The following is a 26372-nucleotide window of genomic DNA, read 5'->3' as shown; positions in this document are numbered from 1 at the left end:
CTGATGAAAGAAGAACGAGCAGAAATACCTTTATAGGCTTGTAGCTCAGGTGGTTAGAGCGCACCCCTGATAAGGGTGAGGTCGGTGGTTCAAGTCCACTCAGGCCTACCAATTCCTTCCCATGCTGCGTTGTCGCCCCACTCGTTTACTTGAGTAAACGTCGTGAGACTCCGCCTTGCCTGAAAAAGAATTGGTCGACTCATCATGAGATGGGTTGACAGAGGTATAACTGATTTGGGGCTATAGCTCAGCTGGGAGAGCGCCTGCTTTGCACGCAGGAGGTCTGCGGTTCGATCCCGCATAGCTCCACCATACAAAGACTTCAGAGCGTATTGGCAACAGTATGCTGTGAAGTATTTTGCTCTTTAACAATCTGGAACAAGCTGAAATTTGAAACGATGCAGCTGAACATATCTCTCCGTGCAGTACTGAGATGTGATTTGGTTGTATCAGAGTCTCTCAAATAATCGCAGCGCGAAGTGTTTTACGAAACACCTTCGGGTTGTGAGGTTAAGTGACTAAGCGTACACGGTGGATGCCTAGGCAGTCAGAGGCGATGAAGGGCGTGCTAATCTGCGATAAGCGTCGGTAAGGTGATATGAACCGTTATACCCGACGATACCCGAATGGGGAAACCCAGTGCAATCCGTTGCACTATCATGTCATGAATACATAGTGACATGAGGCGAACCGGGGGAACTGAAACATCTCAGTACCCCGAGGAAAAGAAATCAACCGAGATTCCCCTAGTAGCGGCGAGCGAACGGGGAGGAGCCCAGAACCTGAATCAGTTTGTGTCTTAGTGGAAGCGTCTGGAAAGTCGCACGACAGAGGGTGATAGTCCCGTACACGAAGAGGCATGAATTGTGAGTTCGATGAGTAGGGCGGGACACGTGTTATCCTGTCTGAATATGGGGGGACCATCCTCCAAGGCTAAATACTCCTGACTGACCGATAGTGAACCAGTACCGTGAGGGAAAGGCGAAAAGAACCCCGGCGAGGGGAGTGAAATAGAACCTGAAACCGTGTACGTACAAGCAGTGGGAGCCTTGATTTATCAGGGTGACTGCGTACCTTTTGTATAATGGGTCAGCGACTTATATTCTGTAGCAAGGTTAACCGAATAGGGGAGCCGCAGGGAAACCGAGTCTTAACTGGGCGTTAAGTTGCAGGGTATAGACCCGAAACCCGGTGATCTAGCCATGGGCAGGTTGAAGGTTGGGTAACACTAACTGGAGGACCGAACCGACTAATGTTGAAAAATTAGCGGATGACTTGTGGCTGGGGGTGAAAGGCCAATCAAACCGGGAGATAGCTGGTTCTCCCCGAAAGCTATTTAGGTAGCGCCTCGTGAACTCATCTTCGGGGGTAGAGCACTGTTTCGACTAGGGGGCCATCCCGGCTTACCAACTCGATGCAAACTACGAATACCGAAGAATGTTATCACGGGAGACACACGGCGGGTGCTAACGTCCGTCGTGAAGAGGGAAACAACCCAGACCGCCAGCTAAGGTCCCAAAGTCATGGTTAAGTGGGAAACGATGTGGGAAGGCCCAGACAGCCAGGATGTTGGCTTAGAAGCAGCCATCATTTAAAGAAAGCGTAATAGCTCACTGGTCGAGTCGGCCTGCGCGGAAGATGTAACGGGGCTAAACCATGCACCGAAGCTGCGGCAGCGACACTTAGGTGTTGTTGGGTAGGGGAGCGTTCTGTAAGCCTGCGAAGGTGGCCTGTGAGGGTTGCTGGAGGTATCAGAAGTGCGAATGCTGACATAAGTAACGATAATGCGGGTGAAAAACCCGCACGCCGGAAGACCAAGGGTTCCTGTCCAACGTTAATCGGGGCAGGGTGAGTCGACCCCTAAGGCGAGGCCGAAAGGCGTAGTCGATGGGAAACAGGTTAATATTCCTGTACTTGGTGTTACTGCGAAGGGGGGACGGAGAAGGCTAGGTTATCCGGGCGACGGTTGTCCCGGTTTAAGCGTGTAGGTGGATGTTTTTGGTAAATCCGGAACATCATTAACACTGAGGCGTGATGACGAGTCACTACGGTGATGAAGTAGCCGATGCCAAGCTTCCAGGAAAAGCCTCTAAGCTCCAGGTAACACGAAATCGTACCCCAAACCGACACAGGTGGTCAGGTAGAGAATACCAAGGCGCTTGAGAGAACTCGGGTGAAGGAACTAGGCAAAATGGTGCCGTAACTTCGGGAGAAGGCACGCTGGTGTTGGTGAAGGGACTTGCTCCCGGAGCTGATACCAGTCGCAGATACCAGCTGGCTGCAACTGTTTAATAAAAACACAGCACTGTGCAAACACGAAAGTGGACGTATACGGTGTGACGCCTGCCCGGTGCCGGAAGGTTAATTGATGGGGTCAGCCGCAAGGCGAAGCTCTTGATCGAAGCCCCGGTAAACGGCGGCCGTAACTATAACGGTCCTAAGGTAGCGAAATTCCTTGTCGGGTAAGTTCCGACCTGCACGAATGGCGTAATGATGGCCAGGCTGTCTCCACCCGAGACTCAGTGAAATTGAACTCGCTGTGAAGATGCAGTGTACCCGCGGCAAGACGGAAAGACCCCGTGAACCTTTACTATAGCTTGACACTGAACCTTGAGCCTTGATGTGTAGGATAGGTGGGAGGCTTTGAAGTGTGGACGCCAGTCTGCATGGAGCCAACCTTGAAATACCACCCTTTAATGTTTGATGTTCTAACGTGGGCCCCTAATCGGGGTTGCGGACAGTGTCTGGTGGGTAGTTTGACTGGGGCGGTCTCCTCCCAAAGAGTAACGGAGGAGCACGAAGGTTAGCTAATCCTGGTCGGACATCAGGAGGTTAGTGCAAAGGCATAAGCTAGCTTGACTGCGAGAGTGACGGCTCGAGCAGGTGCGAAAGCAGGTCTTAGTGATCCGGTGGTTCTGAATGGAAGGGCCATCGCTCAACGGATAAAAGGTACTCCGGGGATAACAGGCTGATACCGCCCAAGAGTTCATATCGACGGCGGTGTTTGGCACCTCGATGTCGGCTCATCACATCCTGGGGCTGAAGTAGGTCCCAAGGGTACGGCTGTTCGCCGTTTAAAGTGGTACGCGAGCTGGGTTTAGAACGTCGTGAGACAGTTCGGTCCCTATCTGCCGTGGGCGTTGGAAGATTGAGGGGGGTTGCTCCTAGTACGAGAGGACCGGAGTGAACGCACCACTGGTGTTCGGGTTGTCATGCCAATGGCATTGCCCGGTAGCTAAGTGCGGAAGAGATAACCGCTGAAAGCATCTAAGCGGGAAACTTGCCCCGAGATGAGTCTTCCCTGGGACCTTGAGTCCCCTGAAGGGCCGTTGAAGACGACGACGTAGATAGGCTGGATGTGTAAGCGTAGCGATACGTTGAGCTAACCAGTACTAATGACCCGAGAGGCTTAACCTTACAACACCGAAGGTGTTTTTAGAGAGACGTATTCAGCTTGTTCGAAGATTGGTTCTGATGGTTGCGTGGAAGTAGGACGTAACGGTTGGGATGAAACAGAATTTGCCTGGCGGCGATAGCGCGGTGGTCCCACCTGACCCCATGCCGAACTCAGCAGTGAAACGCCGTAGCGCCGATGGTAGTGTGGGGTCTCCCCATGTGAGAGTAGGGAACTGCCAGGCATTAAAATTTTGGTGCGCTGATATGGCTCAGTTGGTAGAGCGCACCCTTGGTAAGGGTGAGGTCCCCAGTTCGACTCTGGGTATCAGCACCACCTCTTAATTAAAGTAATAAAGTAGAGTTCGGCAAAGATTTTAAAGAATTTGCCTGGCGGCGATAGCGCGGTGGTCCCACCTGACCCCATGCCGAACTCAGCAGTGAAACGCCGTAGCGCCGATGGTAGTGTGGGGTCTCCCCATGTGAGAGTAGGGAACTGCCAGGCATCAAATCAACGGAAAGCCTCTGGTTAACGCCAGAGGCTTTTTCGTATCTGAATACCTCAAGCTACCCATAAATTTAACTTATTTGACCACCGTAATTAACGATAAATCATTAAGTGTATACATTATTCTTTGCCTGCAAACGTGATCCTGTTTTACTGTAGATATGTTGGATAGTTGTGTCCTACGAACAGGAGAGAAAAAACCGTATGACGGGAAATATAAATTCAAAAACATTAACGCCCGGTGAAAATGACTCTCGACAGAGGATCAAGGCAATTGTGGGAGCATCATCAGGGAACTTGGTAGAGTGGTTTGATTTCTACGTATATTCATTTTGTTCTTTATATTTTGCTCACATCTTTTTCCCCTCAGAAAATCCGACTACGCAGCTTCTGCATACCGCGGGTGTGTTCGCCGCTGGTTTCCTGATGCGTCCGATTGGGGGATGGTTGTTTGGATACATTGCTGACAAGTATGGACGCAAGGCGTCGATGCTTATCTCCGTATGTATGATGTGCCTGGGGTCGTTAGTCATCGCCTGCCTACCTGGTTACGAGACCATCGGCACCTGGGCACCGTTGTTGTTGTTGTGTGCTCGTCTCTTTCAGGGGCTGTCCGTTGGTGGGGAATATGGAACCAGCGCTACCTACATGAGCGAAGTTGCAATTGAGGGAAGGAAAGGGTTCTTTGCTTCTTTCCAATATGTCACGTTGATCGGTGGTCAGCTGCTGGCCCTGTTAGTTGTGGTGATATTGCAACACACTATGCCCTCCGAAAGTTTGTATGCCTGGGGATGGCGTATTCCATTTTTTATTGGCGCTATTCTGGCTGTCGTTGCCTTATTCTTGCGTCGTTCGCTGAATGAAACCTCTGATAAAGCTTCTCGCTCACACAAAGACGCGGGCTCTTTGCGTGGATTATGGAATAACCGCAAAGCATTCTTGATGGTCTTGGGCTTCACCGCCGGTGGGTCGCTCGGTTTCTATACCTATACCACTTACATGCAAAAATATCTCGTCAACACCTCGGGGATGGCGCCTGAAGTGGCGAGTGGCCTGATGACGTTGGCCCTGTTCGTTTTCATGCTTTTGCAGCCGCTGTTTGGACATTTATCCGACAAGATTGGACGCCGCAATTCGATGCTATGCTTCGGCGGATTAATGGCGTTGTTAACGGTGCCGATTCTGACGCTTCTTCAAAGCGTTACCAACCCGGTTATCGCTTTTCTACTAGTCCTGCTGTCTTTGATTATTGTGAGTTTTTACACGGCAATCAGCGGGATTTTGAAGGCGGAAATGTTTCCCCCCGAAGTTAGAGCGATGGGCGTTGGCTTGTCATATGCGGTAGCGAACGCATTGTTTGGCGGCTCGGCTGAATACGTTGCGCTCTCACTGAAGTCTCTGGGGTCGGAGAATGCCTTTTTCTGGTACGTATCGGCCATGGGCGCGATCTCATTCCTGGTCTCTTTGGGACTACACCGTAAAGGACAAGGTAAGACCCTTTAACTCAGCATGAGTCAAAGGCTCCACAAGGCCGATTTACGTCATCGGTAGGTCATCGTTTCCCGCGTCACCTCGGCGCGGGAATTAACAAACCTTCTATTCTCAAAGAGAATAAAACCTGTAAACATAACCCACTAATTTTATCTGGCAGATATACCTATGCCTTCCAGGTTAAATTTGAATACTTCATTGTTGAGTGGTTATCAGCCTTAAAATAATACTGTGCGTATTTTTACGGCGTCAGGATGAATTAACCGTTCGCGTTGGGAAGGACTGTCTGAATGACTCGAGACATTATATTACTCAGCGAATCAATTCTTACGAAGATCGGGGGGATGTCGTTAAGTTGATGGGAGAAAATAAAGGAGAACGACCGTTAACCGGCCGTCATCTGTGCTTTCATCGATATATTACAAAATACGACTAATGAGCTTATCGATTCTCACGCGTCGAACACGGCGAATAAGTTTGCGCACTTTAACCGGGTATTGCGCAATGCTTTCCAGCTGCTGATAGCTGCTCAATATATGCGTATTCTCACGGATGCAGGCTAGCTCTTTAATTCGCTGTTCCAGCAACTGTTTTTGAGGATCGTGGATCAAAATAGCATTCTCAAGATCCAGTCTCCAGGCGCGCGGATTGAGATTGTTGCCGGTTAGCATCTGCCATTTATTATCTACCCACAGTCCTTTTAAGTGGAAGCTGTTATCACCGTCTTTCCATAGACGCACCACCAACTGACCATTATCGATATATTTTTGTAATCGACTAAGAAAACGTCGGAGGTTGATTTCATAAAGATAAGGCAATGCGCCTATAATCTTGAAGGGCTCACTCTCAGGAATATAAAAATCATTAGCCGTTTTGTCACCAATGATAATTTCGATCTTTTTACCGCTGCGAAGCAGGTTAATGACGTTTCTGACTAACGGCGCAGGTAAATTAAAATAAGGAGTACACATCACCAAATGTTGTTCAGTACAGCACATCAAATGATGAATGGTTTTATTTAATGGACTCTGTTTACCCAACCCAACCAATGGCGTAATGGCCAGCTGGTTATTATTGTTTGGGAGATTCGGTAAGCGGTAATGAAGGGTGCGTAGCATCTGGCGGAATCGACGGATCGAATTTTTGATTTCAGCGGTCTTCGGTCTATCTTTCATATCCAGTCGCTGTATCGCAGATGACGCCAGTAGCCTCTGTACGTAACCTGCCATCGTATCCGCCAGCGGCTTATTATCGATCATCTGATATCGGTCGTAGCGGTATTTTTCATGCTGCTGCAAGTAGACATCATTCAGACTGGCACCACTGTACAGCACAGTATCATCAATAATGAAACCTTTCAGGTGGAGCACGCCCAAGGCTTCCCGCGTATTAACCGGGACTCCGTAAACAGGAAACTCGATTCCGCCGCTCTGTTCCTTCATCGCCTGATACCAGTCTGCATTGGTATTCGCCGCCGCTGCGCCAATACGGCCGCGCTGCGCGCGATGCCAGTCCACCAATACGCGAACATCCAGCTCAGGACGCTGGCGTTTCGCTTGGTAAAGGGCGGATAAAATTGTCTCGCCGCCGTCATCGTGCTCCAGATATAAAGATACGATGTAGATGCGTTGTTCTGCCTGAAGAATCCGCTCCACAAGCGTGCGACGGAATTCCTCCGGGCGATGGAGGGTTTGCACGGCGTCGGCTGACTGAGGAATTTTGGGCAGTTGTGCAAGGTGTTGTTGGTATTTAGTTCGCTTTAGTTTTGACAACATCACAGTGCGATTCTTCTCTTATCATGGTCTGACCGGGCTGGTCATTGAACGTTAAATATGGCCGAATCGGGCAATAATAACATCACTTTCCCGCTGTTGTGAGCAGGTTTTGTCTTTTAGTACGGACTCTTTACGTTGGCGATGGCTCGATTCGGTATGGTACTCAAAAGGTTATCAAGCACATCCGCCATGTCCGTTCAGCCGAGTCATTTAAGGTATATTGGTTTGTGAGTCACTGTTTTTAAGTCACCCCAGGAGTGAATGTAGGGTGGTGTCCTTATTCCTTGAATACGTTGAAAATCGGTCTATTCTGATCGATAGAACTCATGATGTGTATATTCATAGTGGCTCGGCCATGAGAGTCTGAACGCGTACGTTATCTTCAGTCTTCAGTCTTCAGTCTTCAGTATGGTGAGGTTTTCCCGCCAGATAGCTTTTCCTGAAGTGGTCAAAGTGGTTATTCAGGGTTTGTGCCGCTGAGTGATCCCCGGCTTGTTCTAAAAGCGCCACGGCAATTTCGGCGGTACACTGCTGGCCCGCCAGACTTGCTTCACGCAATTTATAACGAGACAGGGCTTCTATACTGAGCGACAGAATAGGCAAATTATCCAGATATGGGCTTTTACGGAACATTTTGCGGGCTTCTGGCCAAGTGCCATCCAACATAATAAAGAGTGGGGCTTTGCCGGTTTCGGGCAACTGATGAAATACGTCACGTGCCTTATTTTCTTCTTCGGCCAGAAAGACCAGATAAGGTTGATAGTGCGGTGACTGAATTGCCGCGAGTAGCGCCGGGTTGGGAATTGTGCGCGACCATTGAAAGGCCAACGTATTCGGCAGAATATCCGCTATGAGCCGCCCCGTATTACTGGGTTTCATGGGTTCAGTATCAAACATGATTAAGCAGAAGCGGCTTCGTGCTTGCTGTGGCACGATGGTGTGACACAGACAACGGATTGCGGGAAGCAGGCATCGCTGACACCGAACAACGCGGCTGCCGCGGGCGTTAAAAGGACGAGTGGCGAGCGCTAAACGCTTTTCGCGTAGTTGAAGGACTGCGTTTTCAGTCATGGGGCCCCGCAAAAAGACGCCATTCTAATCGAGCTATCGCGGGACCAGAAGCCCCGCAGAATGAAATCGCCTAGCAGCCACGTTAGAGTGATTCTTCCAACCAGCTTTCGAATGGCGCTTTTGGCATCGCGCCGTTCAACATATCTACCATCTGCCCATTCTTGAAAATCATAATCGTAGGAATGGTGCGAATACGGAAACGTTCGCTTAACTCGGGTTCAGCTTCGGTGTTCACTTTCAAAAAGCGGATTTTGCCGCCGTTTTCTTCTGCTACGCTGCTATACACGGGGGCGAAATTAACACACGGCCCGCACCATGGCGCCCAGAAATCAATGACGACGGGAAGATCGTCTTTAAGTAACTTATCAAGCGTTTTGGCCGTGGCATTGATCACTTCTCCTTTGAATAGCGTCTCCCCGCAACGTCCGCAGGTGGCGTTATCTTCAATGCGCGTTTCCGCCAGGCGGTTAGTAGTGTGGCACGATGCACAAACCGTATTCATAACAAGGCCTCAATAATCAAAGGACTAACATGAGTCAGCGAGCTGTTAAACGTTACCGCCGCGTGCGTATAAAAAGGCTAGCTGGCGGCGATGTTGAGTGTGGCTTCAGTATCGTGACCGGAACCTGATGGAACAACGTGGTTTACTCAATGGCTACAATAGTTCCTGACTTTTATGTGTCGTTCGGTAGCTAAGCGATGGGACATAAGGTACTCTTCGCGGCGAGCGCGTAGGTGGAGAAAAAGATGAGCGATTCATTTAGTGGGAAAGGCGGCAAGGTCCGCGTGATGTACGTCCGCAGCAGCGATGAGGACGATAAAAAGGATAAGAATTCACGTTCGTCGGATACGCGACGTCCGAGCGGCGACAGTCGGGATAAAAAACCGCGCGACAAACGTGCGCCCGGATCGCGCGATGGCGGCGGTCGTGACGAAGGTTCGAAATGGCGCGGAGAGAAGCGTCAGGAAGAACGCCCAGCTCGTCGAGAATCGACAGGGGAGTACGATTCTCCCTGGAAAACTGTTTCACGTAGTCCCGATGCTGCGCCTGACCACGGTGGTATTGTAGGTAAAAGTCAGTTAGATCCTGCGCAGTTGCGCCGCCAGCGGGCAGAAGAAACTCGCGTCTATGGTGAAAATGCCTGTCAGGCGCTGTTTAAAAGCCGGCCTGAGTCAATCGTTCGAGCCTGGTTTTTGCAAGAAGTTACTCCGCGTTTTCGCGATGCGCTGCGTTGGATGGCGGCAAACCGTAAGGCGTATCATGTTGTTGATGACGAAGAGCTGACCAAAGCCTCCGGCACCGATCATCATGGCGGCGTTTGTTTCCTGATCAAGAAGCGTCGTGGCACTGAGGTGAAAGATTACCTGAGTAAAGCTGGCGAGAAAGACTGTGTTTTGGCGCTGGAAGAAGTGGGTAATCCGCATAACCTGGGGGGGATTATTCGTAGCTGTGCGCATTTCGGCGTGCGTGGCGTTTTAGTCCGTGATGCAGCGATACTGGAATCCGGTGCGGCAGTGCGTACGGCAGAAGGTGGTGCTGAACATGTGAAAGCCATCAGTACCGAAGGGTTGATAGATGCGTTGGAGGAATTCCGACGTGCCGGGTACACCATCGTCACCACGTCCAGTCACAAAGGCACACCTTTATCGGGGGCCACATTACCTGCCAAAACGGTGATCGTTTTGGGTGAAGAGGGTGATGGTTTGACAGACGGAGCTTGGGAACAAGGCGGCGTGAAGGTGTCTATCGACGGAACCGGTAAGGTCGAGAGCCTGAATATTTCTGTTGCGACCGGTATCCTGCTGGCGGAATGGTGGCGTCAGAATCAAGGCTGAACGGTGACATCCTGTTTTTAAGCGTGATATAGTGAAGGCCAGTCAGTGTCACCTGACTGGCCTTCTTTTTTGGCACCCTCGCCGGGCATGGCTAGGTGCCGGTCAACATTGAAGTGCTGAGTATGGCCCACATGAGTGGGTCATTCTTTACAGCGTTTTCACATCCAGTTCCGGCGGAATGTAGCCGTAATCCAGTTCTTCAACCACGAAGCTACGAGAGCCGATGAATTTGATCTTCACGGTCGGTGCTTCAGTCCCACCAATACGATATTCCATACCGGTCGTTTCCACATCGGTAGGCACGCTGTCGATGAAGGACGTTACCAGGCCGTTAGGCATGACATAGTGTGAATAAGTCTGGTAAGGCTGGCTGGAAGGGTTACCCAGAACCAGACCAGAACCGTTCATCGGCTCATACTGGCCAAACAGCTCGTCGCTCAGGAAGCCGTAAACACCATCCGGACCGGTCAGGCCGTCAGCATAGGTATACGTGTGGCTGATGGTCATCAGGTAGTACTGGTCGTCCTGGAATACGAAGTGAGGACGTTCGGTCTGATCGTTGACGCCAACAGCGGTAACCAGCGGCGGTAACAGTTCCCATTGGTCGCCATCTTCATCCAGCGCAACAGCAATACCGATACAACCCGTCTGGTAGCGTGAGCCACCCACTTCTTCGTAACCCGGCGGTACATCACCCAGTTCGTCATCACCGACGACATGAGAACCACGAACACCAGCAACGTTACCTTCGAACAGCATGTACAGCTTGCCGCTTTTCGGGTCACGGAACGGCCATGGATCGCGGAAGGCCCAGTACTGGTTTTGTTCTTCAGTCTGGTAAATCGCGCCATCGGCGTCGAACAGGCTGAATACTTTGTTGAAGCCGACCATTTCCACGCCGGTGGACGTCGTTACAACACGACCACGTACTTTGGATACGGTTGAACCAGGAGTCACCGCGGTGTAGTAGAATGCGATGTCGCCTTTTTCATTCAGCAGAATGGGAGAACCAGCCCATTCGCGAGTGGTAGGAGAAACGCCTTCAGCCATCATGCGGCCACCGAAGGTCCAATCTTTACTGTTACGTGAGAACCAGTAGCAGATCTTTGCGCGACCGTGGCGGTCGTTCCAGTCAAGAGAGATGTTGTAGTTGCCGTTTTCATCCAGGTAAGCAGGGTTGTCTTCTTGACGATCCGCGGTCAGGGTGAAAATGACTGACCAGCCATCGACTGACACAGTGTGACCGTTAATATCACGCAGCGGCATGGTATCCCAGATGAATACGTCGTCGCTCATGGTTTTAAAGTCGGCACTGACCAAAGGCTGAGTGGTCGTCGGATCGTCGAAGGTGACTTTCAACGCATCGGCACGAGTCCAGATTGTCGGTTTGTAAGCGGGGGTGGCTTTCAGTTCTTTACGAATGGCCATGGTGTATCTCCTGTAAAAGTGAGTGATTTGTTTTACTGTATGTCTGTACAGTGCTGATACTATATACAGTATGTTTCTGGCGTTCAATGCTAATTTGATAATTTTAACTGATTTGGGCTTATTGTTTTAAAATGACGTTTTTGTGGTTTTTTGTTTTTCTTTTTGGCGATTTAATGAGTTCTTTTTGGGGTTTTATTCTGAGGTGGTTTCGTTTTTGCTCATTTTGAGATTGGAGATAACGAAATGCGTCGAGCTGCTATAGATGGGAAGGATGTAGTTGGCCAAGGCGGTTTAGAGGATGAAGTGACGGTAAAATAGAAGGTTAAACGGTGTGGCTAACGCCGGATTGCGAATCGAGTAACGTCTCTCTTAGTCAAAGACAAAAATGCCGTCCCCAAAGAGGACGGCACGGTAATCAGACGCTGCAATTGGCTTAGTGCGCGCCGCCACCCCCTCCGGCACTGCCAAAGGGGGGACGAGCGAACCATACCAACACAATCAGCACGATAAATATTGCCGCTGCGGCCCAAAAGATCTCGTTTGCAGCAATGATTAGGCCTTGCCCGGTAATCTGTTGAGCAAGATAAGAAGAGACCTGCTGCTGTGTAAGCCCTAAAGCCTCCATTTGCTGATAGACCTGCTGTGCAATCGGATTATAAGGCGACACGGATTCCGTCAACTGAGCGTGATGTAGCGCTTCTCGCCGCTCCCAAAGCGTGGTTGTCAGCGATGTTCCGATGGAGCCCGCGAGGGTACGCGAGAAGTTGAACAAACTGGATGCTGCCGCCAATCGCTCTGGCCCGAGCCCTGACAAGGTAATCGTCGTCAAAGGCATAAAGAAGCACGCCACCGCAAATCCCTGTACGAACTGAGGCCAGGCCGAAGCCGCGAAGTCCATGCCCGGTTCAAAGGTATAGGTACGCCAATAGAAGCAGACGGCGTACATCACAAAGCTGAAGCTGACCAGATAGCGCATATCCAGACGCGGCGCGAAGCGACCGATGAGCGGCGACAATAGCACTGGCATCAGCCCGACGGGGGCCGATGCCAATCCTGCCCAGGTAGCGGTATAGCCATAAACTTCCTGCAATAGCTGCGGCATAAGAACGATGGCACCGAAATAGAACATAAATGCCAGGCTGGTGCACAGGCAGCCAATGGTGAAGTTACGGGATTTAAAGAGGGAGAGGTCGACGACCGGATTATCATCCGTTAGCTCCCATACTACGAGGAACACCAGAGCTATAACCGCGACGACGCATAGCGTGATGATCTCAGTAGAGTTAAACCAGTCCAGCTCCTTTCCACGATCAAGCATCATTTGCAGGCAGCCCACGCCCAACACCAGCAGCACCAGACCGATAGAGTCTATCGGCCTGATCGTGACCGCTGTCTCACGTCCGCGCAGCAGCTGCAACGTCAGCACCACCACCAGCACGCCCAGCGGAATATTGATAAAGAAAATCCATCCCCAATGGTAGTTGTCGCTGATCCAACCGCCGAGGATCGGACCGAAAATCGGCGCGACGACGACGGTCATCGACCACAGCGCCAGTGCGATACTGCGTTTCGCCGGAGGATAGTTGTTCAATAGCAGGCTTTGCGACAATGGGATGATCGGGCCTGCAACCAGTCCTTGCAGGACACGGAAGAAGATCAACATTTCCAGGCTGTTGGAGATACCGCACAGCCAGGACATCAGCGCAAACAGTCCCGTGGCCCAGACGAAAAGGCGAACTTCGCCAAAGCGTTTCGCCAGCCAACCGGTAATCGGAATAGAAATGGCGTTCGCCACCCCGAAGGAGGTGATCACCCAGGTGCCCTGAGAGTTGGATGACCCCAGATTGCCGGCAATCGTCGGGATCGCTACGTTGGCGATGGTCGAATCCAGTACCTGCATGAAGGTGGCCAACGCGAGCGCGATGGTCAACAAGGCCAGCTGTATTCCCTCTAGCGGTTTCTTCTGCACGTGTTTATCCCTCATGCTCAGCCTGCGTTAGCACGGATAATCTCGTCGATAGTCTGATTGACCGGCGCCATATTCAGCTCCAGCGCATCGCTCTGGTAGGCGGGTTCGCTACGCGGTACGTCAGATAAGACTTTACCGTCCGCATTGGCGGTATCGACATTGACCAGCATCGACAGACCGATGCGCAGAGGGTGATCCGCCAGCTCTTGCGGATCGAGCTCAACCCGGACGGGAAGACGCTGGACGACTTTAATCCAGTTGCCGGTGGCATTCTGCGCTGGCAGAAGAGAAAAGGCGCTGCCGGTGCCCATATCCAGGCCAACAACCTTGCCTTTATAAACCACATCGTCGCCATAAAGATCGCTGACGAGGGTGGCGGGCTGGCCGATACGCATATTGGCTAACTGGGTTTCCTTGAAGTTGGCGTCCACCCACAGGCCTTTGGCGGGAACCACCACCATCAGAGCCGATGTTGAAGCAATCCGGGCGCCGACCTGTACACTGCGGCGTGAAACATAGCCATCTACCGGGCTCACAATGTGCGTCCGCTGCAACGCCAGCCAGGCGTCACGCAAGTCGGCGGCGCTCTGCTGTATCGCCGGCTGCTTTTCCAACGGCGTATTAAGAATCAGCGCCTGATTGGCGGCGAATTGCTGTTTGGCGACATCCAGCGACGCCTGTGCGCTGGCGACGGCATCGCGCGCATGCTGCACATCTTCGCGTCCGATGGCGTTGACTTTACCCAGCGTTTCTCGGCGATTCAAATCGCTGACCGCTTGGTTGAGCGCGGTCTGCCGGAGCGCGATATTCGCCTGATACTGACGATTATTGATAATTAACTGATGAACCTGACGCACGCTATTGGCCAGCGCGGTTTGCGCACGCTCGTATGCCTGTTGGGCGTCGGTTGGGTCGAGTTCGACCAACACATCGCCTTTTCTGACGAAGTCCGTGCTGTCGACGTTGACGCTGGTCACGCTACCGGCGACCTGCGACATAATCTGGATCTGGTTACCCGCGACATACGCATCATCGGTTTCCTGATGATGACGTAAAACCAGGAACCAATAAGCGAGCCACAGGCAGCCCAGGAATAAAAATATAAGTGTTAATAACGTTAAGATGCGTTTCCGACGGGGTTTGTTCTTTTTGACAGGTTGCGGTGCAGATGTTTCCACAGTGGAGCTCATGGTTTCCCCTAATGTACTTCTCATTCTTTAATGGGTAATTGCCATACGGCGATGTGAGGGTGATGTCGCTAACGCTCAGGCTGCGATAAATAGACAGCCCGTGCCGGGACCACACTGAGAACGTCTCGTGATTCCTTGCGCTCAAGGATGTGCACGTCACGAGAATGTCCGCCTGGTGTCGGTAAATGTCAGTGTGGGGCGGCATGGCGCTGACTTATGATGATGGTGAAATACTAAATCGGCATACCTTTTTCGATTTCGTCAAGGCGTCCCAGTAGTTTACGCATCAAGGTTTCCAACTCGAGCTGCTCTTCGTCATCCAAGACAGAGCATAGCTGATGCAGACTAAAGTGTTGCGGCGGGAGTAACTCATTCAAGAAAGCCTTCCCTTTTTCCGTCATGAACAAGTGCAGGCAACGTCGGTCGCTTTCACTCTCCCGGCGCTCAATCCAACCGCGTTTTTCCAGTTCATCCGCAATACGTGTGGCGTTGGTGCGTGATGAACCGAGCGCGGCGCTGAGCTCGGAAGGCTGAATGCTATAAGACTCTTGAGATTCAAGCGTAAGCAATGCCATGAACAGCGTCTCATTGATGTTCTGTTCCTTCAGCATTCGATTACGGTGTTCAAGTATTTTTGTCTGCAAATGTAGAAACAGACGAAGCATCGTAACTTCCTTGTACGGGAAGTCGGGATGGCGAGTGGCGCGCATGCGCAGCATACTTTCTATTGGTGCAAACGAACTTTCCATTTATGTCAACCTCATTAATCACTTTCTGTATAGTAACGCAGGTTATTACTTGGGTAAATGACGGAAAGTACCAAAAGTGGTAAAAAAAGCGGGGGGATGAAAGCACTTAAATAAATATTGTGTTGATTTTTATGTGTTTTATTCCAATTTGTCGCAATTTATTTTTTGATAAAAAAAAGAAAAAATTTCCTAAAGACGGGCATTCGTGGAAATCCCCTACCGGATTAAAAGATCCGATAGGGCTGTCACATTTAAGAAACGTCGTTTCTATTATACCACCAGACCAAGAGGGCGATAAGGCTGGTTAGGAAACCCGCAATGGAAACGCCCAGCCAGCCGAAGTACTGAAACATCGTAGCGGATAACATCGAGCCTAATGCCCCGCCGATGAAATAGGCGGTCATATAACCTGAGGTAATTCGATTACGGGCTTCAGGCATGTCGCGGTAGATGATGCTCTGATTGGTGACATGCACGCCCTGAACCGTCAGATCCAACGCCAAAATCCCGATCAGCAACAGCAGGATGGAGTGAACGCCTGCGGCGATGGGCAGCCACGACAGCGCCAGCACGACAAGGCCGACGGTCGTGACCGTTTTGGCATGGCCGCGGTCTGCCAGACGTCCGGCTCGCGTGGCAGCCAGCGCTCCTGCCGCGCCGACCAATCCAAACAGGCCAATTACGGCCTCGGAGTAACGATACGGCGGCGCGGACAGCAGAAACGCCATCGAGGTCCATAGAATGCTGAAGTTCGCGAACGTCAGGCCGCCTAAAATGGAACGAATGCGCAGCGGCTTGTACGTGATCATGAGATGAAAAATCGAAGACAGCAGCTGCGGATAATTCAGCTGATTGTCTTGTTTATAACGAGGCAAAGCCCGCCACAACAGCAAAGACAGGGCGATCATCAGAACGCTCGCGACCCAGTAAACCAGTCGCCATCCGCCCAGAGACGCCAGCGCGCCCGCCAACGTTCGGGCTAGCAATATCCCGAGCAGCAGGCCGCTCATCACGGTACCGACCACTTTACCTCGGGTTTCCGGCGAGGCCAGCGTCGCGGCTAGCGGCACCAGAAGCTGCGCGGCGACGGAGAACATCCCGGTCAGTGCCGTGCCGAGTATCATGACCCACAGTGATGACGACGATGCGGTAACCAGCATACCGGCGGCGGACAGCAGGCTCATACCGACAATCAGTCCCCGGCGCTCCAGCATATCGCCCAGCGGCACCAACAGCAGCAGGCCCACGGCATAGCCCAATTGGGCTGCGGTGACGATAAAACCCGCCTGATTGGGAGAAAGCATGAACGCGTTGGCGATAGCATCCAATAGCGGTTGTGCGTAGTAATTGCTCGCTACCATCAGGCCGGTTGCGGCGGACATCAAGAGGGTTAGCGCAGGGCTTAACGTTTGGGTTCGTGGTATGGCGGTGTTCATGAAATGGTTAACTATTTGTTAAGGCTAAAGGTTGGTAGTATCGGACAGATCCCCCATTGATACCACCCTTTGAGTCAATTTCATGCGTAATCATTCCAGCGTGAGTCATCGCTATCACGATGGCGTATGTGGAAATGATGAGGTCGGCAAGAGGCTGGAAACGGATTGAAAGGGGGGGGGCTAAAAAGCCAGTAGGAACCGTGGGAAAGAAGAGCGCCTGACGGGGCAGGCGCTCCTAAAAACGATTTACTTCGCAGCGGCGCGTGCGGAGTCGACCCATGCGTCAAACTGTTTCTGGTGGGCTTTGATCCAGCCGTTAACGTGACGCTCGATCGCCTCTTCAGACGACTCACCGGCGTGCATACGCTGGTTCTGCGCATTCACATCGGCAACCGGCAACCACATGCTGGAGAACAATTTGGCCGCAGCAGGGTTTTTCTCGGCCCATACCTTGTTGGCGGCGATACGAACGTTGTTAACCGGGAAACCGTAGTCGGCGCCGTTAGGCAGCTTGGTGCTGACGCCTTTCATATCTCCCGGCTGGGAGGAGAAAGGCACCTGCAGCCAGACGACGTCGCGTCCCGGCACCAGCACATTGCTGACCCAGTATGGCGTCCAGGTGTAGTACAGGATCGGTTTACCTTCGTGGAAACGGGTAATGGTGTCGGCGATCATCGCCGCATAGTTACCCTGGTTGTGTTCCACCGTCGGCGTCAGGCCGTAGGCCTTCACGTGATTGTTAATGGCCGCTTCACAGCCCCAGCCCGGATTACAACCGGTCAAATCAGCTTTGCCGTCATCGTTGGTATCGAACAACTTGGCGATTTTAGGATCTTTTAGCTGAGCGATGTTGGTGATCTTGTACTGCTCCGCCGTTTTCTTATCGATCAGATAACCCTGCGCAGCACCGGAAATATAGATGCCCTGACGGAAGAATTTGGCGTCGCCGCCTGCGGATTTATACTGGTCGTTCTGCAGCGGATCCCAGTTGACCGCCATGAAAGTCGCGTCGCCGTTTGCGATAGAGGTGTAAGCGACGTTGTAGTCCACTTCACGCGTCGGCTGGACGTCGTAGCCCAGTTTTTCCAACGCTTTGTTCACCAGCTCAGTCTGGAAGGTTTCTTCCGTCAGCGTGCTCTGAATCGGCTGTACGGTAACGCCTTTTCCCGGAAGTTCGGCGGCCGCGAGAGAGGTACTAAGTACGGCGGTCAGGGCAAACGACATTATGCCTGTTTTACGCATAAGAATTCCTCTTGTTGGTGTCGGGGACACGTGGCGTCCCCTGTCATTATGATTATTTATCTTGATGTGACCGACCGGAGCCGGTCACGAGAGTCAGAGCATCAGGACTTGATGAAAGGACGGGCCAGCAGACCGATAGGACCGCTGTTGAACCAGCGCTGATTGTTGCGGCTGCGTTTGTCACGGCCCAGAGACTGGGTCAGACGGTCAAGGATGATGGCCAGAATGACGATCCCAACGCCGCCGATGGCAGCCTGACCCATATCGAGTCGGCCGATACCGCGCAGTACCATCTGTCCCAGACCGCCGACGGCGATCATGGAGGCGATAACCACCATCGACAGCGCCAGCATTAGCGTTTGGTTGACACCGGCCATAATGGTCGGCATCGCCAGCGGCAGCTGAACTTTAAACAGCATCTGACGCGGGCTGGCGCCGAACGACTCAGCGGCTTCCAGCAGGTCAGCGGGAACCTGTCGAATTCCGAGAATGGTCAGACGGACTATTGGCGGCAGCGCAAAGATAATGGTCACGACCACGCCCGGTACGTTTCCGATCCCGAACAACATGACGATCGGCACCAGATAGACGAACGCAGGCGTTGTCTGCATCGCATCCAGCAGAGGTCGGATAATCTTCGCGGCCCGTTCGCTGCGCGCCAGCCAAATCCCCATGGGAAGGCCGATCAGGACGCAGAAGAACAGGGCGGTCAACACCAGAGACAGCGTCACCATCGCCTGAGACCAAGCGCCGATAGCGCCGATCAAGATTAGGGAAATAAACGCCGCCATCCCCATGCCGAAGCTAGAGACCTGCCAGGCCAGCAGAGAGAACACGATGATGGCGACCGGAGCAGGCATCCCCATCAGCAGCTGCTGGAAAGCGTTGAGGATAATATCGACCGGCACGCGCACGCCCTGAAACACCGGGCGGAAGTGCACCACCAGCCAGTCGATGCCGCGCGTCACCCAGCTATCCAGCGGGATCAGGGTATGCTTGAACGGATCGAGCAGGCTAAAGTGCTCAGGTTCCGGCGCCGGCGCGCTGCTTAGCCAGTCGGTGCTCCCGGCGGGAACGTCGGTGCCACCAGCGGGTGGAGCGGCGTTGCCCCAGGCGTCAGCGCCGCCGCCATCAGTCGGGGCGGGGGCTGCGCCCCAAGGATCGGCCTGCGGCGCAGCGGCCGGTTGCTGCGCGGCTTGTTCAGCGGTTGTGGTGGTTTCCCACGGATTAGTCGCATCAGTCATTCAGAGAGCCCTCTTTATCCAGTGCCTGCAGCAGCATCCCTTTGGAGATGATGCCCATGTACTCATTGTTTTCACCGACGACCGGTATGGCGCAGGGAGCCTGCGCCACGAGGGAAATCAGCTCGTTGAGCGGCATGTCGGCGGGAACCGGAGACGGTTCGGACAGTAACGCCTGGTCAAGCGGCAGTTGCTTCTTGTGGGCCTCTTTCAGCGATTCGATAGAGACGATACCGATGAATTTTTGGCCTCGTTCCAGCACATAGCCGAACTCCCGATCCTCTTCCTGCAAAATGGCCAGCGCAGAACGCGGCCCCACGCCGGGAGATTTACGGATGATGGCGACCGGACGGCGGCGCGCGATATCTTTGGCGCTGAACACCTGACTGATGTCGACGCCGCGGAAGAAGGTGCGCACGTAGTCGTTGGCCGGATTGTTCAGAATTTCATCCGGCGTGCCGACCTGAATCACTTCACCATTGCGCATGATGGCGATACGGTCGCCGATACGCATGGCCTCGTCGAGGTCATGGGAAATGAACACGATGGTGCGCTGTTGGCGAGACTGCAGCTTGACCAGTTCATCCTGCATTTCGGTACGAATCAGGGGGTCGAGTGCCGAGAACGCTTCATCCATTAGCAGGATGTCCGGGTCGTTAGCCAGTGCGCGAGCCAAGCCCACACGTTGACGCATCCCGCCGGACAGCTCGTCAGGGTAGGAGGCCGCATAGGCTTCCAGTCCGACCTGTTGCAGGGCGTCTTGCGCTTTCTGCTCCCGTTCTGCTTTGGGGATACCCGCCAGATCCATACCGAACGCGGTATTGTCGAGGATGTTCAGATGGGGCATCAGCGCGAACGACTGAAACACCATACTGATCTTTTTGCGGCGAACTTCACGCAGGGCGCTGTCCGAGATTCGGGCGATATCTTCGCCGTCGATCAGCACCTGACCGCGCGTGGGTTCTATCAGACGATTGAGAAGGCGTACTAGCGTGGATTTTCCTGACCCGGATAATCCCATGATGACAAATATCTCGCCTTCTTCAATGGCCAGATTGGCGTTTTCGACACCGACCGTGAGTCCGGTCTTTTCAAACACCTGATCTTTATTCAAGCCCTTGTCCATCAGCTTGAATGCACGGTCAGGATGTTCGCCAAATATTTTGTAGAGATTTTTTACTTCAAGTTTAATTGCCATGAAATTGGTTAGTTCCTATAGTGACGATATTGCTTTGATGTTATGCGCTATAGATCTGCCCTGGTAACGATAAAACAGCCGTATACCCTACCATAATAATAATTTGAGACAACCCCTGAGGTCGGATTGAGTAATTTCTCCTCCTTGTTATTTTCGGTTTTTTAGCTGTTTTTATACCGGAAAATATCGTCATTAAATATCTGAAATTAAAAATCATTAACAATATTAAACAAATAAAAATACTATTAAAATCATGGTGTTGAATGGATTCAGTAAAAATTATTGATGATGATTTTAAATATATTTTCTCTTCCTGAATTTTGGTGGTTTCCAATATTTATCCCTGTGCAAATAAATAGGGCGTTGGCGCATGATTTTCGATGAAAAAAAGGGCTGTAAGCTGAAGGCGTTAGTCCTGGTTTTGCTAAAATAACCAGGGGGTATAGGGAGGGGGTCCGCACGGAATGTTGCCTTGCTCCGGCGGACGGTAAATGAGGGGATCTTTCTGGGGTGGATAATATTCCTCAAAAGAAACGGATATATTTCGCATTTTTTCCCGAGATACAAGGCATTATTTTGCCCACGATCCCCTTCCACCGCGATGTATTTTGAGTCCCTGACTGTTGCGCGAAAACCCCGTCTTACGTCAGGGTTTTCATCCCATCACGGCCCCCATGAAAGGCGCATTCAGCGTCAGGAAAAAGACGCCATATTGCCCCCGTTAGCGCGATGCGTGATGACGTTTCGAGACTCCCGGCATGTTCATGACGACAGTTTCAGCGACGATGGTCCTTTGGACATCGCTCTTAACAGCCGTGATTCTCCGCATGCTGTAGGTGGGCTTCTCTTTACTCCGCCTGTGGCGCTTGCATTGTGTCTCTCATCTCTCATCTCTCATCTCTCATATCTCATCTCTCATCTTCCGTTCTCCTCCGTGCCGATCATGGGACCGAATCCTCCCGTTGCGCCACCCCTATGCGGTCTTTGTACGACGTCTTCGATAACCGGGTTTTAACGGGGAGAAACGTTAACGTTCCGGCCGATATATCCAGACGCACGAGAATAATGAGCGGAGTAAAAATGTATAAACAGGTAATAGCAAAATGAATGATGCTAAATAATATTCTTTTTCGATGAATGAAATAGCTCATGAAAAATACTAAATAAGTCATTTTAAATTGAATGCAAATTGAAACAGTAAAATAGAAATTAATATATGAGTATCTATTGAAAAATAAAGTGATGTATACATATTTTCATGATGCTAATCTCTGCACCGCTTTTAATTTAAGAGCGCAAGTATAAGCAATATTTATTGCAGTAACACGTCGGAGAATCAAGGAGAAGGATATGTCCAAACAGAAACTAACGTCGCTTGCGGCTATGAGCCTGAGTATTATTCTATCGAGCAGTTTCAACTTAGCCAAGGCCGAAAATGGTCCAGCACTAGCGACAGTACAGCAATCTGCTGATTATCCTTTATGGTGGAAGGAAGCCGTTTTTTATCAGATATATCCGCGTTCTTTCAAGGACACCAATGGAGATGGTATCGGGGATATTCAAGGTATTATTGACAAGTTGGATTATTTGAAAGGATTGGGTATCAATGCTATTTGGGTTACACCCCATTATGATTCACCCAATACTGATAGCGGTTATGACATTCGTGATTATAAAAACATCATGAGTGAATATGGAACGATGGACGATTTCAACCGCTTAATGGCTGAAATGAAAAAACGCGATATGCGTTTGATGATTGATGTGGTGATTAATCATACCAGCGATCAAAATGAGTGGTTTAAGGAAAGTCGCTCGTCGAAAAATAATCCCTATCGAGATTTTTATATCTGGCAGGACGGTAAAAACGGCGGAGCGCCAAACAATTATCACTCTTTCTTTGGCGGCTCGGCATGGGAAAAAGATGCTAAGACCGATCAATATTATCTCCATTACTTCAGCAAGCATCAGCCTGATCTGAATTGGGACAACCCGAAAGTCCGCCATGAATTGTATGACATCGTCCGGTTTTGGCTGGATAAAGGGGTCGCTGGCCTGCGTTTCGACACGGTCGGCACCTACTCCAAGTTCCCCGGATTCCCCGATCTGACGCCTCAAGAACTCGCCGCCTATGCGGTGACCTACACGCAGGGGCCGAACCTGCATGCCTATATCCATGAGATTTACACTGAGGTCTTGTCTCACTACCCCGATATCGTGACGGCGGGTGAAGTGTTCGGCGTACCACTCAAACAGGTGCCTCTGTATGTCGATCAACGTCGGGAAGAGCTGGACATGGTCTTCACTTTCGACCTGATCCTGCTGTATCGCCACATGGCTGAGAAGTGGCGCTATCGCGATTGGACGCTGAGCGAATTTAAACAGGTGGTGCAAAACATGAATAATGTCGCGGGTGATTATGGATGGAACGCGTTCTTCCTGGGAAATCATGATAACCCTCGCGCGGTGTCTGCCTTTGGCGATGACCGTCCGGAGTGGCGTAGCAAGTCCGCACGGGCTCTGGCGACGCTGCAGATGACGCAGCGCGCGACGCCCTTTATCTATCAGGGGGAAGAGCTGGGCATGACCAACTATCCCTTCAAGTCGATTTCAGAGTATGACGATCTTGAAATCAAGGGTTTCTGGCAAGACTATGTCGAGACTGGCAAGGTCAAGGCCGACTGGTTTTTGGAAAATGCGAAAAAGACGACCCGGGATAATGCCCGGACGCCGTTCCAATGGGATGCGCAGCAAAATGCCGGTTTCACTACGGGTACGCCGTGGCTGAAGGTCAATCCCAACTATAAGGTCATCAATGCGGCAAATGAGGTCGCGCATGATGATTCCATCTATCACTATTACCAACAGTTGATCGCGCTGCGCCATCGAACGCCTGCGCTGACCTACGGCCAATACACGGACCTGGCGCCGAAAAATGAGGATATTTATGCCTACACCCGAATCACCAAAGACGCGAAGTATCTGGTGGTGATCAACTTCAAAGAAAAGGTGATCAATTACCCCTTGCCGCAGTCGCTCACCATTGATAAAGCGCTGATTGAAAGCGGTGCGAAAGCCGCGCCTGCGCACAATGCGTCCTCTCTCACTCTCCAACCGTGGCAGTCTGGGATCTACCAGCTGAACTGATTGAACGATACCTGAGTTCGGAAAATACTTTCCGATGCTGTGCAGATTTTCCCGTGATGTCCTCTGTCGGGTCGCGCAGCGAGCGAAAATGACGTGATGACCCGCTTCTACGCGGTCATCACGTCAGCGGTCGTTCGAGCCTGCCAATCGGCATAGGCGGTACCCCCCGTTATTTTCATCCCTTTTTAACGTCAATCGGGCTATTAAAGCACCGAGAAGAGGAATGATTTTTTGGGGTAAAAAAAGCAGGTATGAATTAACGGTAAATAAGTGTAACGAAATGAACGGAAACGCACGGGTTATTTTAAATGTGGATGTAATGGTGGGTAAATAATATTAACGAAATGTGCTTTTTATCGTATCGATGGTTTTTTTATAGTCGTCGTAAATTCCGTGATTAGTGACATCATTATGTAAATAAAAACGGTAAAAATATTTTTTCACCGTGATCTATTGGTGACGATAAAGTTGCCGTTATGCGTTTTAAACTTCTCATGGTGCGGATTTAAATATGAGCGGCATGACTTTACTGGTTGATTTTGATTGTTTTTGTTTTAACTCTGCAGACCATTTATTTCCAATAATCACCAAAAAGAACATTTTTATATTTAATGATAATACGGCGAGTGATTTTCAAGGGGGAATATGAATATGAGGCTATTACACGTTAAGGAATGTTTTTTGAGGTATTTTTCATGAATTGATTAATTCATGGGTATAGGCTTTTACGGTATTAATTCAATATTAAAGTGATGTGTGCTTATTTTCATGGTGCTATTCTCGACCTCGCTGTTTTTACATGCCCTCTCCCTAAAATCAGAAATAAAAACTGTGTTTTTCTTATTGTTTAAAGCAAGGAAAAAAAGGATATGAATAAACTGAGATTGGCATCGCTGATTGCGATAAGTCTAGGTATTGCCCTGTGCGGGAATGTCCCTCAGGTTCAGGCGGAGCCTGCGGAAGCGACGTCTCCTCATGGCCCCGTTATTCAACGTTCTGACGACTACCCGGTCTGGTGGAAGCAGGCGGTCTTTTACGAGGTCTATCTCCGCTCGTTCAACGATGGCAACGGAGATGGTATCGGTGATTTCAACGGCTTGATTGAGAAGCTGGATTATTTGCACAACCTTGGCATCGACGCCATCTGGATCACGCCGCATTACGACTCCCCGAATCAAGACAGCGGCTACGACGTCCGCGACTATAAAAAAGTCATGGCAGACTTCGGTACGATGGAAGATTTCGACCGGCTTGTCGCTGAAATGAAAAAACGCAATATGCGCCTGATGATCGATATTGTGTTTAACCACACCAGTGATGAACACCCGTGGTTCCTGAAAAGCAAAGAATCGACCAATAACCCTTATCGCAGCTACTACTTCTGGCGTGAAGGCAAAAACGGCGGCGCCCCCAATAACTACCCATCGATATTCAGCGGTCCGGCGTGGGAAAAAGAGGCCAAGACCGACGAGTACTATCTTCACTACTTTAGCGTACATCAGCCGGATCTCGACTGGAGCAACCCACAGGTGAGAAAAGAGCTGTATGACGTCATGGAGTTCTGGCTGTCGAAAGGGGTCTCCGGCCTGCGATTCGACTCCATCAACACTATCTCCAAACATCCGGGATTTCCGGATCTGAATCAGCAGCAGCTGGGGCACGCCGCTGCGACTTATGGCGACGGACCGAATGTTCACCGTTATCTCAAAGACATGAACGACCACGTTCTGTCACATCATAAAGATATGGCGTTCGCCGCCGAAGCCTTCGCGGTGCCGCAAGAGTCGCTGAAGGATTACGTCGACCAGCGACGCCACGAAATGGATCTGGCATTCACGTTCGAGTCGGTGTTGTTCTATCGCTATCCGGGCGAAAAATGGCATTACAAAGGTTGGACGTTGCCGCAGTTGAAAGAAGTGGTGAAACATGCAAACGAATCCGGCGGCGAGTACGGCTGGCTGGCGTTCTTCCTTGGGAGTCATGATAACCCGCGCGTCGTTTCCACTATCGGCGACGACCGTCCGGAATGGCGTGAACGCTCCGCGAAAGCGCTGGGTACGCTGCTGCTGACGCAGCATGCCACGCCGTTTATCTACCAGGGCGACGAGCTTGGGATGATCAATGCGCCGTTCAAGTCCATCGACGACTATAACGACATTCAAACCAAAGCGTTCTACAAGAACCTGGTTCTGGGTGGAAAAGTGAAGGAAGACGACTTCCTGAATAACGTCCGCATCACCTCGCGTGAACAAGGCAGAACGCCGATGCAGTGGAGCGCCGAGAAAAACGCGGGCTTCACGACCGGTACGCCTTGGTACACGGTGAACCCGACGTATAAAGAGATCAATGCGGCGAGCGAAGTGGGCAATCCGAACTCGGTCTACAACTACTACCGTGAAATGATCGCGTTGCGTCACCGCATCCCGGCGCTGGTCTACGGTCAATACGCGGATCTGGACTCGCAGAATCCCGACGTCTTCGCGTATACACGCACGATGAAGGGCGATCGTTATCTGGTGGTGATCAACTTCAAAGAACATCCGATCGATTACACGTTGCCGGATCATCTGGCGATAGGCGAAACGTTGCTCGAAAGCGGTGAAAAGGCCAAACCTGCAGACAATGCCACCGTGCTTAATCTGCAACCGTGGCAGACGGGGATCTACAAACTGAAATAACCCACGCTGCTGGCGCACTC

Annotated in this window: 15 protein-coding genes, 3 tRNA genes and 3 rRNA genes; 10 read left to right on the top strand and 11 right to left on the bottom strand. The window is 51.3% G+C overall.

Annotated features, from left to right (window positions below; translation table 11 throughout):
- The first annotated feature begins 34 nt into the window (after nucleotides 1-34).
- From CKQ53_RS01700 to CKQ53_RS01670, 7 genes are all read left to right on the top strand, one after another.
- A tRNA-Ile gene (locus CKQ53_RS01700) sits at nucleotides 35-111 on the top strand.
- Between the two features lie 125 nt (nucleotides 112-236).
- Nucleotides 237-312, top strand: a tRNA-Ala gene (locus tag CKQ53_RS01695).
- A gap of 196 nt (nucleotides 313-508) precedes the next feature.
- Nucleotides 509-3417: ribosomal RNA gene (locus CKQ53_RS01690) — 23S ribosomal RNA — on the top strand.
- Between the two features lie 105 nt (nucleotides 3418-3522).
- A 5S ribosomal RNA gene (rrf, locus tag CKQ53_RS01685) occupies nucleotides 3523-3638 on the top strand.
- Between the two features lie 16 nt (nucleotides 3639-3654).
- Nucleotides 3655-3730 (top strand) — tRNA-Thr (locus CKQ53_RS01680).
- Between the two features lie 52 nt (nucleotides 3731-3782).
- A 5S ribosomal RNA gene (rrf, locus tag CKQ53_RS01675) occupies nucleotides 3783-3898 on the top strand.
- A 207-nt stretch (nucleotides 3899-4105) separates the two neighbouring features.
- Nucleotides 4106-5404 carry an MFS family transporter gene (locus tag CKQ53_RS01670; RefSeq protein WP_085653433.1) on the top strand — a complete coding sequence of 433 codons (1299 nt, stop codon included), beginning with the start codon at nucleotides 4106-4108 and terminating at the stop codon, nucleotides 5402-5404.
- Nucleotides 5405-5811: 407 nt separating this feature from the next.
- On the opposite strand, the gene pssA is transcribed toward CKQ53_RS01670, so the two are convergent.
- The 3 genes from pssA to trxC form a co-directional block, all read right to left on the bottom strand.
- A complete protein-coding gene (pssA, locus tag CKQ53_RS01665; protein WP_085653432.1) occupies nucleotides 5812-7167 on the bottom strand; it encodes a CDP-diacylglycerol--serine O-phosphatidyltransferase in 1356 nt (451 codons plus the stop codon).
- 396 nt (nucleotides 7168-7563) lie between these two features.
- A complete protein-coding gene (locus tag CKQ53_RS01660) occupies nucleotides 7564-8238 on the bottom strand; it encodes a tRNA-uridine aminocarboxypropyltransferase (RefSeq protein WP_094118551.1) in 675 nt (224 codons plus the stop codon).
- An 82-nt stretch (nucleotides 8239-8320) separates the two neighbouring features.
- Entirely contained in the window at nucleotides 8321-8740 is a 420-nt protein-coding gene (gene trxC, locus CKQ53_RS01655; RefSeq protein ID WP_094118552.1) for a thioredoxin TrxC, read from the bottom strand.
- A gap of 245 nt (nucleotides 8741-8985) precedes the next feature.
- On the opposite strand from trxC, the gene CKQ53_RS01650 reads away from it, so the two are divergent.
- Complete coding sequence (locus CKQ53_RS01650; RefSeq protein WP_085653430.1) at nucleotides 8986-10074, top strand: tRNA/rRNA methyltransferase; 1089 nt, start codon at nucleotides 8986-8988, stop codon at nucleotides 10072-10074.
- 147 nt (nucleotides 10075-10221) lie between these two features.
- On the opposite strand, the gene CKQ53_RS01645 is transcribed toward CKQ53_RS01650, so the two are convergent.
- The 8 genes from CKQ53_RS01645 to proV form a co-directional block, all read right to left on the bottom strand.
- Nucleotides 10222-11502 (bottom strand): glycoside hydrolase family 68 protein, encoded by a 1281-nt coding sequence (locus CKQ53_RS01645; protein WP_085653429.1) that lies wholly within the window; start codon nucleotides 11500-11502, stop codon nucleotides 10222-10224.
- Nucleotides 11503-11935: 433 nt separating this feature from the next.
- Nucleotides 11936-13471 carry a multidrug efflux MFS transporter permease subunit EmrB gene (emrB, locus tag CKQ53_RS01640; protein WP_085653434.1) on the bottom strand — a complete coding sequence of 512 codons (1536 nt, stop codon included), beginning with the start codon at nucleotides 13469-13471 and terminating at the stop codon, nucleotides 11936-11938.
- Between the two features lie 17 nt (nucleotides 13472-13488).
- Nucleotides 13489-14661 (bottom strand): multidrug efflux MFS transporter periplasmic adaptor subunit EmrA, encoded by a 1173-nt coding sequence (emrA, locus tag CKQ53_RS01635; protein ID WP_085653428.1) that lies wholly within the window; start codon nucleotides 14659-14661, stop codon nucleotides 13489-13491.
- A 233-nt stretch (nucleotides 14662-14894) separates the two neighbouring features.
- Nucleotides 14895-15410 carry a transcriptional repressor MprA gene (gene mprA, locus CKQ53_RS01630; RefSeq protein WP_085653427.1) on the bottom strand — a complete coding sequence of 172 codons (516 nt, stop codon included), beginning with the start codon at nucleotides 15408-15410 and terminating at the stop codon, nucleotides 14895-14897.
- Nucleotides 15411-15661: 251 nt separating this feature from the next.
- Nucleotides 15662-16846: an MFS transporter gene (locus CKQ53_RS01625; protein ID WP_118894569.1), complete on the bottom strand. Its 1185-nt coding sequence runs from the start codon at nucleotides 16844-16846 to the stop codon at nucleotides 15662-15664.
- Nucleotides 16847-17092: 246 nt separating this feature from the next.
- A complete protein-coding gene (gene proX, locus CKQ53_RS01620; protein ID WP_085653425.1) occupies nucleotides 17093-18088 on the bottom strand; it encodes a glycine betaine/L-proline ABC transporter substrate-binding protein ProX in 996 nt (331 codons plus the stop codon).
- 101 nt (nucleotides 18089-18189) lie between these two features.
- Entirely contained in the window at nucleotides 18190-19332 is a 1143-nt protein-coding gene (gene proW / locus CKQ53_RS01615) for a glycine betaine/L-proline ABC transporter permease ProW (RefSeq protein WP_085653424.1), read from the bottom strand.
- Nucleotides 19325-20527: a glycine betaine/L-proline ABC transporter ATP-binding protein ProV gene (proV, locus tag CKQ53_RS01610; protein ID WP_085653423.1), complete on the bottom strand. Its 1203-nt coding sequence runs from the start codon at nucleotides 20525-20527 to the stop codon at nucleotides 19325-19327. Before proV ends, proW begins: the two co-directional genes overlap by 8 nt.
- Before the next feature lie 1350 nt (nucleotides 20528-21877).
- Between proV and CKQ53_RS01605 the strand changes: the two genes are divergently transcribed.
- Nucleotides 21878-23674: a glycoside hydrolase family 13 protein gene (locus CKQ53_RS01605; protein WP_094118553.1), complete on the top strand. Its 1797-nt coding sequence runs from the start codon at nucleotides 21878-21880 to the stop codon at nucleotides 23672-23674.
- 869 nt (nucleotides 23675-24543) lie between these two features.
- A complete protein-coding gene (locus tag CKQ53_RS01600; RefSeq protein ID WP_118894567.1) occupies nucleotides 24544-26352 on the top strand; it encodes a glycoside hydrolase family 13 protein in 1809 nt (602 codons plus the stop codon).
- The last annotated feature ends 20 nt before the right edge of the window (nucleotides 26353-26372 follow it).

The organism is Lonsdalea britannica (assembly GCF_003515985.1).
GTDB classification, from domain to species: Bacteria; Pseudomonadota; Gammaproteobacteria; order Enterobacterales; family Enterobacteriaceae; genus Lonsdalea; species Lonsdalea britannica.
Note: the sequence above shows the minus strand (reverse complement) of the source record. Positions and strands in the feature narration are given on the sequence as shown.

Bases quoted from the DNA above. Each gene is read 5' to 3' on its own strand.
- CKQ53_RS01645 (WP_085653429.1), bottom strand. From the start codon at position 11,502: ATGGCCATTCGTAAAGAACTGAAAGCCACCCCCGCTTACAAACCGACA.
- CKQ53_RS01625 (WP_118894569.1), bottom strand. From the start codon at position 16,846: ATGAACACCGCCATACCACGAACCCAAACGTTAAGCCCTGCGCTAACC.
- CKQ53_RS01605 (WP_094118553.1), top strand. From the start codon at position 21,878: ATGTCCAAACAGAAACTAACGTCGCTTGCGGCTATGAGCCTGAGTATT.
- CKQ53_RS01600 (WP_118894567.1), top strand. From the start codon at position 24,544: ATGAATAAACTGAGATTGGCATCGCTGATTGCGATAAGTCTAGGTATT.
- emrA (WP_085653428.1), bottom strand. From the start codon at position 14,661: ATGAGCTCCACTGTGGAAACATCTGCACCGCAACCTGTCAAAAAGAAC.
- CKQ53_RS01660 (WP_094118551.1), bottom strand. From the start codon at position 8,238: ATGACTGAAAACGCAGTCCTTCAACTACGCGAAAAGCGTTTAGCGCTC.
- proW (WP_085653424.1), bottom strand. From the start codon at position 19,332: ATGACTGATGCGACTAATCCGTGGGAAACCACCACAACCGCTGAACAA.
- pssA (WP_085653432.1), bottom strand. From the start codon at position 7,167: ATGTTGTCAAAACTAAAGCGAACTAAATACCAACAACACCTTGCACAA.
- proV (WP_085653423.1), bottom strand. From the start codon at position 20,527: ATGGCAATTAAACTTGAAGTAAAAAATCTCTACAAAATATTTGGCGAA.
- trxC (WP_094118552.1), bottom strand. From the start codon at position 8,740: ATGAATACGGTTTGTGCATCGTGCCACACTACTAACCGCCTGGCGGAA.
- proX (WP_085653425.1), bottom strand. From the start codon at position 18,088: ATGCGTAAAACAGGCATAATGTCGTTTGCCCTGACCGCCGTACTTAGT.
- CKQ53_RS01670 (WP_085653433.1), top strand. From the start codon at position 4,106: ATGACGGGAAATATAAATTCAAAAACATTAACGCCCGGTGAAAATGAC.
- mprA (WP_085653427.1), bottom strand. From the start codon at position 15,410: ATGGAAAGTTCGTTTGCACCAATAGAAAGTATGCTGCGCATGCGCGCC.
- CKQ53_RS01650 (WP_085653430.1), top strand. From the start codon at position 8,986: ATGAGCGATTCATTTAGTGGGAAAGGCGGCAAGGTCCGCGTGATGTAC.